This window comes from Phenylobacterium sp., from assembly GCF_036821595.1.
Classification (GTDB): Bacteria; Pseudomonadota; Alphaproteobacteria; order Caulobacterales; family Caulobacteraceae; genus Phenylobacterium.
The window spans coordinates 25,634-36,963 of the sequence record NZ_DAISJG010000030.1 but is presented as its reverse complement, the minus strand read 5'-3'; the positions used below and the strand labels follow the sequence as shown (position 1 = coordinate 36,963).

10 protein-coding genes are annotated in these 11,330 nt (G+C 68.7%); 5 read left to right on the top strand and 5 right to left on the bottom strand.

Annotated elements, in window-relative coordinates; translation table 11 throughout:
* Both V7Z97_RS13555 and V7Z97_RS13550 read left to right on the top strand, forming a co-directional pair.
* Positions 1-1,116, top strand: a 1,116-nt coding sequence (locus V7Z97_RS13555; RefSeq protein ID WP_334163961.1) for an outer membrane beta-barrel protein, incomplete at its 5' end; no start/stop codon positions are given.
* Positions 1,117-1,231: 115 nt separating this feature from the next.
* A complete protein-coding gene (locus tag V7Z97_RS13550; protein WP_334163960.1) occupies positions 1,232-3,475 on the top strand; it encodes a GumC family protein in 2,244 nt (747 codons plus the stop codon).
* A 73-nt stretch (positions 3,476-3,548) separates the two neighbouring features.
* Here V7Z97_RS13550 and V7Z97_RS13545 read toward each other — a convergent pair whose 3' ends face one another.
* Positions 3,549-3,833, bottom strand: a complete 285-nt coding sequence (locus tag V7Z97_RS13545; RefSeq protein ID WP_334163959.1) for a hypothetical protein — start codon at positions 3,831-3,833, stop codon at positions 3,549-3,551.
* A gap of 210 nt (positions 3,834-4,043) precedes the next feature.
* On the opposite strand from V7Z97_RS13545, the gene V7Z97_RS13540 reads away from it, so the two are divergent.
* From V7Z97_RS13540 to V7Z97_RS13530, 3 genes are read left to right on the top strand one after another with little or no spacing between them, the layout of a single operon-like run.
* Positions 4,044-5,321, top strand: a complete 1,278-nt coding sequence (locus V7Z97_RS13540; protein ID WP_334163958.1) for a sugar transferase — start codon at positions 4,044-4,046, stop codon at positions 5,319-5,321.
* A gap of 35 nt (positions 5,322-5,356) precedes the next feature.
* Entirely contained in the window at positions 5,357-6,097 is a 741-nt protein-coding gene (locus V7Z97_RS13535; RefSeq protein ID WP_334163957.1) for an FkbM family methyltransferase, read from the top strand.
* Positions 6,097-6,846 (top strand): FkbM family methyltransferase, encoded by a 750-nt coding sequence (locus V7Z97_RS13530; protein WP_334163956.1) that lies wholly within the window; start codon positions 6,097-6,099, stop codon positions 6,844-6,846. The genes V7Z97_RS13535 and V7Z97_RS13530 overlap by 1 nt, the downstream gene beginning before the upstream one ends.
* Here V7Z97_RS13530 and V7Z97_RS13525 read toward each other — a convergent pair.
* The 4 genes from V7Z97_RS13525 to V7Z97_RS13510 are packed head-to-tail and all read right to left on the bottom strand — an operon-like array spanning position 6,843 to position 11,329.
* The gene (locus tag V7Z97_RS13525; RefSeq protein ID WP_334163955.1) at positions 6,843-7,973 is read right to left on the bottom strand and encodes a glycosyltransferase; all 1,131 of its coding nucleotides are present in this window, start codon (positions 7,971-7,973) and stop codon (positions 6,843-6,845) included. The two genes, V7Z97_RS13530 and V7Z97_RS13525, sit on opposite strands and share 4 nt — an antisense overlap.
* Positions 7,974-7,995: 22 nt before the next feature.
* On the bottom strand, positions 7,996-9,321 hold the full coding sequence (locus V7Z97_RS13520) for a hypothetical protein (protein ID WP_334163954.1): 1,326 nt from the start codon (positions 9,319-9,321) through the stop codon (positions 7,996-7,998).
* A gap of 59 nt (positions 9,322-9,380) precedes the next feature.
* On the bottom strand, positions 9,381-10,658 hold the full coding sequence (locus tag V7Z97_RS13515) for an oligosaccharide flippase family protein (protein WP_334163953.1): 1,278 nt from the start codon (positions 10,656-10,658) through the stop codon (positions 9,381-9,383).
* Positions 10,655-11,329 (bottom strand): acyltransferase, encoded by a 675-nt coding sequence (locus V7Z97_RS13510; protein WP_334163952.1) that lies wholly within the window; start codon positions 11,327-11,329, stop codon positions 10,655-10,657. The genes V7Z97_RS13515 and V7Z97_RS13510 overlap by 4 nt, the downstream gene beginning before the upstream one ends.
* Position 11,330 lies beyond the last annotated feature (1 nt).

Here is an 11,330-nt window from a genome sequence, read left to right as displayed (position 1 = left end):
CGGATGGGGACCTTCCTCGCCTATCCGAAGATCTCGGTGACCGCCGAGCACAACGACAACATCTTCGCCACGGACGGCGCCGAGGTCGATGACCTGATCTGGCGCGTGACGCCCGAGATCGCGCTGAACTCCGACTGGTCGCGGCACGCCCTGGGCGCCTATGCGCGGACGGTGCTGAACCGCTACCAGGACTTCGACAGCGAGAACACGACGGACTACGGCGCCGGCGTCAACGGCCGCCTGGACATCCTGCGGTTCACCACCCTGAACGGCTCGTTCGACTGGGCGAACCTGACGGAGCCGCGCACCTCGCCGGACAGCCCCGGCACGGCGGCGGAGCCGGTCCAGTACGACCTGGCCTCGCTGCGCCTGATCGGCGAGCACACCGTGAACCGGCTGCGCTTCCAGGGCCGCTACGCCTTCCAGCGGTTCGACTACGAGAGCCCGCCGCGCATCGGCGGCGGCATCGTCGAGCAGACCTTCCGCGACCGCAACGTGAGCATGCTCTCCGGCCGCGTCGACTACGCCGTGAGCCCGGACACCGCCCTCTTCTTCGAGGTGATCGGCAACAAGCGCGAGTACGACACCCCCGGCAGCGCCGGACAGGTCAACCGTGACTCGGACGGCGTCCAGTTCCTCGCCGGCGCCAACTTCGAACTCGGCGCGGTCACCCGCGGCGAAGTGGCCGTGGGCTACCTGAAGCAGTCGTTCGACGACGCCCGGCTGGACGAGATCGACGGCTTCGGCGCCCGCGCCCAGGTGGAGTGGTTCCCGACCCAGTTGACCACGGTGACCTTCAACGCCTCGCGCACCATCGAGGACAGCGCCACGCCGGGGACCGGCGCCTACCTGTCGTCGAACGTCGGGGCCCAGGTCGACCACGAGCTGATGCGCAACGTCATCCTCACCGCCCGTGCGGCTTACGGGGAGGACGAGTACGACGTCATCGGCCGCCGCGACGAGCGCCAGACCGCGGGCCTCAGCGCCACCTATCTGCTGAACCGCAGCATCGGCCTGACGGCGAGCTACAGCTACGACCGCCGCGACACGGTCAAGGGCGCCGGCAACGACTTCAAGTCGAACAAGATCGCCGCCACCCTCACGGCGCAGTTCTGACCGGCGCCCCAGCGCGATAGCGCGGTTACGCCGCAGAACGCGGACGTGACCCAGTCAGGCAAACTTGGCTTAAGTCCTGCAGGGAACGCCTGCTGGATCTTAGAGGCTGCCATTTATGAACATCCATTCTCCCGTTCCCTCGATGGACGCGGATGAGCGCGGCGCGCCTGCGGGGCGCGCGCCGGCCTTCGCCCAGCTCGACCTGCGACGCCTCTATGCCATGTTCATTCGGCGGATCCGGCTGTTCGCCGCCGTAGCCTTGCTGGTGTTCCTGGCGGCCCTCCTGCTCACGCTGCAGGCCACGCCGAAGTACACCGCCACCTCGAGCGTCATGCTCGACACGCGCACCGAGAAGGTCATGGACGCGGAGGCCGTCCTGTCGGGCCTGCCGGCCGATTCCGGAGCCGTCGACACCGAGGTGGAGGTCCTGAAGTCGCGCCAGCTGGCCGAGCGCGTGGTCAAGGCGCTCAACCTCGAGGCGGATCCCGAGTTCAACGGCAGCCTGCGCGAGCCTACGGGTCTGGGCGCCGTGGTCGCCGGCGTGAAGCAGATGGTCGGGGCGGCGCCGCCGGCCAGGAAGGCGCTCACGCCCGTTCAGCAGCAACGGCAGCGCGACGCCGTCGTGGACAAGCTGCTGAGCGGCCTCAGCGTGCGCCGGGCCGGCTTCACCTACGTCATCCGGATAGACTACGAGGCGGAGAGCCCGGCCAAGGCCGCGGCCGTCGCCAACAAGTTCGCCGAGCTCTACCTGCTGGAGCAGCTGGAGGCGAAGTTCGACGCCACCCAGCAGGCCGCCACCTGGCTCAACAGCCGGCTGGGCGAACTGCGCAGCCAGGTGATCGCGGACGAGGCCGCGGTCCAGCAGTTCAAGATCGCCAACAACCTTCTTAGCGCGTCCGGCACCAGCCTGACCGAGCAGGAGATCTCGAACTACAACCAGACCCTGGCCCAGGCCCGCGCCCAGGTCGCCGAGGACGAGGCGCGCCTGTCCACCGCCCGCCGGCAGCTCGCCAGCGGCTCGACCGGCGACGACGTCGGCGAGGCCCTGAGCTCGCCCGTGATCCAGCAGTTGCGCGCCCAACGCGCCCAGGTCAGCGGCCAGGTCGCCGATCTCCAGGGCCGCTACGGCGAGCGCCACCCGGAGATGCTGAAGGCCAAGCGTCAGCTCTCCGACATCGACACCCAGATCGAGCAGGAGATCCAGCGGATCATCTCCAACCTCGAAGCCCGGGCCTCGGTCTCCCGCCAGCGCGCCGCCGCCATGGCCGGCAGCCTGGGTGGGGCGAAGGGCACCCTCGCCGCCAACAACCGCGCCATGGTGCGCCTGAACGAGCTGCAGCGGACCGCGGAAGCCTCGCGCGTCCTCTACGAGAGCTATCTCAGCCGCTACAAGGAGACGAGCACCCAGCAGGGCATCGAGCAGTCCGACGCCCGCATCGTCTCGAAGGCCAAGATCCCCACCGGCCAGAGCTCGCCCGACGTCGGGCGCAACCTGATGCTCGGCCTTCTCCTCGCCATGGGCGCGGGGGTCGGCGCGGTCCTGCTCGCCGAGATGCTGGACGCCGGCCTGGCGACGGCCGAGGACGTGGAGCGGCGTCTGGACACTTCCTACCTTGGCGCCGTACCGCTCCTGAGCTCCGTCGCTGAGGAGGCCAATCCCTCCCCCATCGACCATGTGGTCGCCAAGCCGCTATCGAGCTTCTCCGAAGCCTTCCGGAACCTTCGCGCCTCGATCGGCTATTCCCGGCTGGGCGAGCCCGTGCGCGTCGTCGCGATCACCTCCGCCCTGCCGAGCGAAGGCAAGACGACCACCGCGGTCTGCCTCGGCCGGGTGGCGGCGCTGCAGGGCGCCAAGGTGATCGTGGTGGACTGCGACCTTCGTCGCCGGACCGTGAACCGCCTCCTGCGTGAGGACCCTGCCGTGGGCCTGCTGGAGGTCCTCGGCGGCCAGGCGACGCTTCAGCAGGCGCTGTGGCACGACAAGGAGACGGGCGCCGACTTCCTGCCGCTGGCCAAGAGCAGCTTCACGCCGCGCGACGTCTTCGGGACCAGCGCGATGGACCGTCTGCTGGAAGAGCTGCGCGCGAAGTACGACTTGGTGCTGCTGGACACCGCGCCGATCCTGCCGGTGGCCGATACCCGGGTGCTGGCCCCCAAGGCCGACACGGTGGTCTTCCTCACCCGCTGGCGGAAGACGCCGCAGCAGGCGATCGAGGCGGCGTTCCGCCTGCTCGCCGGCACCAACGCCCATATCGGCGGCGTGGCGCTCACCCAGGTCGATATGAAGCAGCAGGCGCGTTACGGGTACGGCGACCCCGGCTACTACTACGCCGAGTACAAGAAGTATTACGTGAGTTGAGGCCCAGGGGGACGGGCCATGCCGAGATCAGCTGAAGGGGTGGGAGGACGCGGGCCCGGAACGGCGGATCGCCTCAGCCGACCAGGGCGGCCGTCCAGTTCAGCGCCGCCCACCAGAAGGCGCCGCAGAGCGTTGCGGCGGCGGCCAGGGCGGCCGTACGCGCGAGTCCGCGGCGGTAGTCGATCATCGGCGGATTGGCGGCAGTCAGCATCTCGTCCAGCGCCCTCTGCATCTTCAGCGCGGGGGACGAGACTGGGCTCTCGTCTCCGCAGGCCACCGAGAGCCGGGCGCGCGCCCGCTCAAGCGGGGGCGTCCGATCCTCGGCAAACGCAAACTCGTCCCGTTTCGCCTGAGCCATGCCAGCCTCCCGCGTGCGGGCCCAAGCAAAGGCCAGAAAGCCTTAAGGGGCGGTTTCGTTCCATGGTTGACGAAAACTGCGCGTTGAGTCGGCGCCGGGCGTCAATAGTTGTTCGGACCTTCGAAACCGCGTGGGTCGAGATGTTAGTGTTATCAAAACTGGTTATAATGCTTGGGCAATTCGGCGCATGCGGGCGCCGGAGGGGCTATGATGGTTTCGGTGAGCTTGGAGGAGCGTGACCAACGCCAGGAGCGTGCGTCCGGCTCCCTGCAACTGGTGGTCATGCTCTGCGTGGGCGTCGCCTATGCGGCGATCGCCTTCCTGCTCTATGGCGGCGTCTATCTGCACCGGCCCAATGTCCTGACCTGGCCGCCCGAGTATCAGCTGCACCTGGTCTTCAACTTCATCTGCCTGGCCGCCGTCACCCACTTCGCCTGGAGCGTGCACGGCCAGATCGACCGGAAACTGGCCGAGACCGTCTTCGTGGCGATCCTCGTCCACGGCCTGCTCGCCTTCTTCATCCTCGGCGGCCGCTGGTACTTCTCGCGGCCGATCCTGCTGACCAACTTCCTGGTGTCGCTCATCGTGGGCGTGATGGTCGTGCTCTTGAAGCACCGGATCAGCGGCCCGCGGGTGGCGCTGGTCCGGCCGCTCGCCATCGACATCAAGCTCTCGCGTCACCTGGGCGAGGTGATCACCTCGCCCACCGCCGACCTCTCCAAGTACGACATCGTCCTGGTCTCCTTCACCGAGGGCGTCAGCACCGAGTGGGCGCGGGCGCTCTCCCGGGCGATGCTGGCCGGGTGCCAGGTGCGGCACGTGGGCGAATATATCGAGGACGTCCGCGGCGCGGTGTCCCTGGAGCATTTCGAGCTCGACCAGATCTCCAATGTGAGCCTGGTGTCCTATCGGCCGCTGAAGCGGCTCATCGACGTGGTGGCGGTGATCTTCGTGCTGCCCCTGGCGCTGACGATCATCTTCCTGGGCGCGCTCGCCGTCTTCCTCAGCATGGGATGGCCGGTGTTCTTCGTGCAGGAGCGCGTGGGGCTGGCCGGCAAGCCGTTCCGGATGTGGAAGCTGCGCACCATGCGGCCGGCCGCGCCGGGCGAGGCCCACCGCGCGGCGGTGAAGGGCGACAACCGGATCACCCGGACCGGCGCCTTCCTGCGGCGCTTCCGCATCGACGAGCTGCCGCAGCTCTGGAACGTCCTGCGCGGCGAGATGAGCCTGATCGGCCCCCGGCCCGAGGCCGTGCCGTTCCACGAGGAATACGTCCGCGACGTGCCGCTCTACGCCTACCGCAACCTGGTCCGCCCCGGGATCACCGGCTGGGCCCAGGTCTGCGCCCCGCCCTCCGCCAACAGCGAGGAAGCGCGCCGGAAGCTGACCTACGACCTGTTCTACGTGAAGCGGGTGTCCCTCTTCCTGGACCTGCAGATCGCGCTGCGCACCATCTGGACCGTCACCCACGGGTCCGGCGTGCGCTAGGCGCCGCACACCCGCTCGCCGAAAGCTCCGAGCCCATGAACCTCGATCCGCTCCGCGCCCTGACGCCGGCAAGCCTCAAGAAGGCCGTCGTCCAGGCCGCCGCCTCCCCGCCCGTGGACGCGGTGCTCAGGGGCCTGTTCCCCGGAGGCGTTCCCCACTACGGAAGCCGCATTCCGGCGACACGTCCCGGCCAGGCCGCGCGGCTGTTCTTCGGGTTCTACGAACGCGCCGAGATCTTCATGACGCGCAAGCTCCTGCCCGGGGGGATGGATGTCGTCGAGTTGGGCGGAAGTCTGGGCGCGAACACCTGCCTGATCGCCCGCAAATCGAACCGCGTGGTGAGCGTCGAGGCCGATCCGAAGCTCGCCGACCGGCTTCGCGACACCATCGCGCGCAACCGCCTTTCGAACGTCACCGTCGTCGGGAAGGCCATCGCCGTGGGGCGGGACAGCGTCCGGTTCGAGACCGGCGCCACCAACCTCGGCGGCCATCTCGGCGAAAGCGGCATCGAGGTGCCTGCGACCTCGCTGACCGCTCTGCTCGCGGAGCACCAGTTCGGCGACTACGCCCTGGTTTCCGACTGCGAGGGCGCCGAGGTCGAGATCCTGCTCAAGGAGCCCGGAGCGCTCGCCGGCTGCAGGGTCGCCCTCATCGAGATGGGCGGGCTCGGCTTCAGTCCGGACCAGGTGGAGACCATGTTCCTGGACCTGGGTTTCGAGCGCACCTACCGCTACGGCCCCTGCGCGGCGTTCGTGCGCCAAGGGAGGGACCGCTGATGTTGCGAGAGATGCTGCGTTCGGCCGTCCGGGGGCGGGTGTTTCGGCGACGCCTTCCGGCCAAATTCGGCGCGGCCGTGGTGTACGTCGCCCCAGACAGCCAGCTTCATTACCTGAAGCCTGGCACAGCTTGGCTCGACGCGGACCTCCTCGAGTGGGCCGCCCGGTTCGTAGAGAAGGACGATGTCGTCTGGGACATCGGCGCCAACGTCGGCATCTTCGGAGCGGCGGCGGCTGGCCGCGGCGGGCGCGTCATGGCTGTCGAGCCTGACCCATTCCTCGCCAACTGCCTGCTGCGCACCCGAGCGGCCAACCCCTTTGACTTCGAAGTCCTCGCCGCGGCGGTCTCGGATAAGCCGGGTGTGGCCCCCTTGGAGATCGCCAGCGGCGGCCGCGCCTCCAACTCTCTGTCCACCTACGCGGGCAAGCGAGGCCAGTTCGGCAAGTCCGTCGGCCGCGTCCTGGTACCCACGGTGACCTTGGACAGCCTGCTGGAGTTCTCCCGCCCGGCGGTCGTGAAGATTGACGTCGAGGGGGCCGAGCTCGACGTGCTCGCCGGCGCGACTCGTGTGCTGAAGGAGGTTAGGCCGCGCTGGTTCATCGAGGTTGGACGGACGCTCCGCCCCGCGGCTACCAGGTTGCTCCACGCTGAGGGCTACACGCTCTACAACGCCCTCGATCTCGGTGAGCCCTTGACCGAAGCGAGCGCAAACGTGCTCGCCGTTCCCTCGGAAGCTCGCCAGCCCTAGGCGACGCTGCGCTCCGACCGGCGGTGCGAGAGCTGCAGGTAGGCGTCTTCCATGTCTGAAGCGATCCTGGCCCAGGAGAACGCCTCGGTGACCCACCGGCGGCCAGCCGCCCCCATGGTCGCCAGGCGGTCCTCACTGACGCCGAGCGCCTCGTCGAGGGTCGCCTCGATCCCCGCGACATCGGCGGGCGCCCACCACCCGCAGCCCTGGTCGACCAGGCCGCCCCACGGCGTGCCGCGCGTCGTCACGACCGGCACGCCATGGGACAGCGCCTCGGCGACCGACATCCCGAAATTCTCGTTCAGCGACGGCAGGACGTAGAGCTCCGCCTCGGCATAGGCTTGCCGCTTCATGTGGCCATAGAGACCACCGGCGAATGTGACCCGCGGCAGGTCCAGCTCCGCGGCCAGGCGGCGCAACTCCGCCACATAGGTTTCGGGGCCCGGTCCCACGAGATGCAGTTCCCAGTCGGGGTGACGGGTCGACAGGCCGCGCCAAGCCGCCAGCAGCAGCTCGATCCCCTTCTTCGGGTGCAGACGGCCCAGGTAGAGCAGGCGTCGCGGACCCTGCCCACGCACGGGCCTCGGGGCGTGGTCGGGGATGTCGACGCCGTTCGGGATCACCGCCACCGGCTTGGTGAGGCCGAAGGCGCGGATCTCGTCGCGCTCCTGCTCTGAGGTCGCGTGCAACAGGCTCGCCTGGCGCACGGCGGCGCCCTGCGCCGCGGCCCAGAAGAGCCGCTTCGTCCATTTCGAATAGGTGAGCGGCGCGGCGCCAAGCGTGCCCCGGGGCGAGATCACCAGCGGGGTCCCGGTCCTGCGGCTGGCGACCGCGGGATAGACGTTCGGCATCATCCAGAGGCTGTGGCCGTGCACCACGTCGGCGTCCGCGCACTCCCTGACGAGCGCCTCCCGCAGTCCCCGCGAGATCCCCAGGCGCGCCGGCGGGGCGGAGACGGGAAACTGCTCGTGGCGGAAGGTCTGCGGCGTCGTCACGGGCCCGCGGGCCAGGGTCAGCAGGACCACTTCGTGGCCCCGGCGGCCCAGGGCGTCGCAAAGGGCGGGAACGCTGTAGGACGGCCCGCTCGCCTCGCGATCGATGTGCGGCACCACATGGCAGATCTTCATGGCCGCGCTCCCCCTTGCCCGTTCAGCGGACGCGCTGCCGTACCGCCGCCCGCGGGACGCTCACACCCCGCATGCAGACGTTCGCCAGCAGCAGGAAGCCGGTCACGCCGATGAACAACCAGATCATGCCTGGGACGATCGCGAAGTAGCCGTCAGCCGAGAGCAGGGTGAGGATGGTCGTGATGTAGAGCGCGTAGAACATCGGGCTCGACCGATGCCCGAGCTGCTTCTGCGCAGAGGCGAACATCAGCGCCTGGAACACCGCCACCCACAGGCCCAGCCAGCCGAACTCGTAGAAGGCCTCCCCGATGATCTGCAGGCCGATCGAGGTGCTGCGGTCGTCCCGGGTCACGATGCCGAGGAGGTGGCCCAGCCCGCGCGAGTCGTTCGTGATCTCCGGCTTGCCGGGCCACAGGGCTCGCGGGATAACCCCGATGAAATTGTTCCAGTAGGTCGCGCCCCCCGCCGGCCCAGCCTCCTTCACCCGCTGCATCACGGCCGTGAGGACCTGTGCATAGTTCAGCCGTGTGGTGGTGATCTCCAGCAGTACCAATGGCCTGTCGCCCATCGCAGATCCGGTCCGCTCGATGGCCTGCATGAAGTCGTAGCCGTTCCGCCGATAGTAGGAGAGCAGCGGGAACAGCACCGCCACCCACGGGACGAGGACAACCAGCCCGGCTATGGTCATCAGGACATGGCGCTTCAGGAAATCGCGATGCGCGATCGCCACCAGCAGCAGCCAGATCACCACCTGGAAACGCGAGCCGGAGGTCAGCGCCGCGCCGAGTGAGAACGCCGCGGCGACCGCATAGAGGAGGACCAGGGTGCGCGCGTGCGCCGAGCGCCTCGCCTTCAGCTCGCCGAGGTAGGCGAGCAGCAGCAGGTCGAACCCGGCGATCTCCTTGTAGAACTGCAGCAGCACCGAGGCGCCGCCGATGTCGAGCATGCGGAAGGCGCCGAGGCTGTTCAGCATCAGCTTCGCGCCCGCGGCGAGCACGAGAACGACCGCCGTGAACAGCACGAGGCTCGTCGCACTCGCGGCCTGGTCGAACGGATTTCTCAGGCGCAGCTGCGCCAGGGGCCGCACCTCCGGCAACGCTCGCTGGAAGGCTAGGAAGGCCAGGCCGAAGGTCACGTTGAAGAACAGGATGAACAGCAGCGCCGCCGGGTAGAGCTGCATGTCCTCCGGCCGGTAGCGAGGGTGGAACACGCCCAGGAGCGCGCCCAGGAAGACCGGCAGCAGGAACAGCATGAAGTTGACGCCGGCGTACAGGTAGACCGCCAGCCGCCGCGCCGCCGCGCAGATGAGGCCGAGAACGAGCACATTGACGATCGCGAGCAGCAGCATGGGTCAGTCCTTCCAGCCGCAGAGGCCGGGGCCGCCCTGGCGCAGGTCGACGCAGGATATCATGGCGCTCCCTCCTCCGACATCAGCGGAAGGTCCTGCGGGGCGCCACCGGTCGAGGGGCTTCCGAAGCCCTTCGTGAACACCCCCCACCCCGCCGTCAGCGCCATAATCGAGAAGGTAGAGAAATAGGCCACCGCGACGGCGACGCCGGGCGCGAGGCCGGCCTGCCGCAGCGCCAGGAGGAGCGGCAGGATCGACAGCGCGCCGAAGATGTAGGTCCCGGCCAGCCAGAGGGTGCGCCGGCGCCCGTAGAGCTGCGACTTCAGGATCGTGAAGAGCGGGATGACGAAGACCAGCAGCGCCATGATCCGCAGCATGTCGCGCGCGCCCAGCCAAGCCTCGCCCCAGAGGATGCGGATCAGGGTCTCGGGGAAGAACAGCAGTATGGGCGCCGCGAGGGTCCCCAGGCCGGCGCTGATCGCCAGCAGGATCCGGAAGCCCTCGGCTGTCTTGGCGCGGTTCTTACGATAGCGGTTGAAATAGACCACGGCGATCTGCTGGTTGAGCACCACGGTCACCCGGTTGACGGAATTCACCAGGTAGAGCGCCTGGTGGAGGAAGCCCAGGATCTCCACGCCAAACAGGCGCTCCACCACGAGGGGGGGCAGCTTGCTGAAGCCGAGCTCGGAGGCCCGGACCGCGTACATGTCGAGGGCCGAGCGCACGAGGGTCCGCGACTGGCGCAGGTTGAAGGCGCGCCACCGGATCTTCACCGAGCGGTTCAGCCACAGGCCCAGCCCCAGCATGATCAGGATCGGCAGCACGTCGCGCACGGCGAGGCTGAGGATCCCGCCGCCCAGCAGGCCCGTGCCCACGGCCACGACCACGCTCGCGGAGTTGGACAGCGACGTGACGAACGAGGAGGCCGTGAACCGGAACTGCTTCTCCAGCATGGCGACCAGCAGCGCGTTGAAGGGCACCAGGAGCTTGGCGGCGAAGATGAACCCGAAGATCGTCCAGACCTCGGCGTCGTAGTGCCTCTGAAGCACCAGGAGGACGAGCAGCACGACGAGGCACTTGAGGCCGGCGATCCCGATCATCGCCTGCACGATCGCCGCGAGCAGCCGCTCGGACGCCCGTCGCTGGAGATAGACGGTCTGCAGCGCGAAGGTCGTGAAGATCTCCACGATCCCGACCAGCGCCACTGCCAGCGCATAGGTCCCGAAGATCTGCGGAGTCAGGATGCGGACGAGGGCCAGGTTGCCCGCGAAATTGATGGCGAAGGAGCCATTGGAAAGCAGGAACGCGCGCGCGCCCTGGCCGAAAAGCTCCCTCATCGGCCGGCCCGAGCGGCGCTGAATCGGTCCCGCTTGTAGGCCGCGGGCGCACCGGCCATCACCGCGTTGTCCGGCGCGTCCTGGGTCACGACCGAGGCGCTCTGCACGAAGGCGTCACGGCCGACGGAGGCGCAGACCACGGCTACGCCCAGTCCGAGCCAGGCGCCCTCCCCGATCGACACGGGCCTGTGGCGCGAGAAGACCGGGCGGGATCGCACCATCCCGTTCGCGCCCACCCGCACCGAAGGATCGGACGGGTCGCGGTCGAGATGCGTCGCCGAATAGATCGCGACATTGGCCGACAGGGTTACGCAGTCGCCGATCGCCAGGCCGCCGATGCCGTTGAGGATGTTGAAGTGGCCGACCTGGACCTCGCTGCCGATCCGCAGCTTGCCGCGGTCGACCGCGGCCGCGCCGGCGTCGGCGGCGATGACCGTCTTGTTGTCCTCGACGTCCGTCTCCGAGCCGCTCGGCGCCGTCAGCACCGCCCCGCTCATGATCCAGACGTGGTCGCCGATCTCGATGTTCCGGGGGTTGTGGAACACCACGTACTCGTCGATGCGCACGTTGCGGCCGCATCGCCCCAGCCGGCCACGGTAGTAGGCGAGCCGGATGCGCTGCCCCGTCCCGCCGGGGATGCCGCGGATCGCCCATTCGATGAGGGCGTGCACG

Bases quoted from the DNA above. Each gene is read 5' to 3' on its own strand.
- V7Z97_RS13550 (WP_334163960.1), top strand. From the start codon at position 1,232: ATGAACATCCATTCTCCCGTTCCCTCGATGGACGCGGATGAGCGCGGC.
- V7Z97_RS13545 (WP_334163959.1), bottom strand. From the start codon at position 3,833: ATGGCTCAGGCGAAACGGGACGAGTTTGCGTTTGCCGAGGATCGGACG.
- V7Z97_RS13540 (WP_334163958.1), top strand. From the start codon at position 4,044: ATGGTTTCGGTGAGCTTGGAGGAGCGTGACCAACGCCAGGAGCGTGCG.
- V7Z97_RS13535 (WP_334163957.1), top strand. From the start codon at position 5,357: ATGAACCTCGATCCGCTCCGCGCCCTGACGCCGGCAAGCCTCAAGAAG.
- V7Z97_RS13530 (WP_334163956.1), top strand. From the start codon at position 6,097: ATGTTGCGAGAGATGCTGCGTTCGGCCGTCCGGGGGCGGGTGTTTCGG.
- V7Z97_RS13525 (WP_334163955.1), bottom strand. From the start codon at position 7,973: ATGAAGATCTGCCATGTGGTGCCGCACATCGATCGCGAGGCGAGCGGG.
- V7Z97_RS13520 (WP_334163954.1), bottom strand. From the start codon at position 9,321: ATGCTGCTGCTCGCGATCGTCAATGTGCTCGTTCTCGGCCTCATCTGC.
- V7Z97_RS13515 (WP_334163953.1), bottom strand. From the start codon at position 10,658: ATGAGGGAGCTTTTCGGCCAGGGCGCGCGCGCGTTCCTGCTTTCCAAT.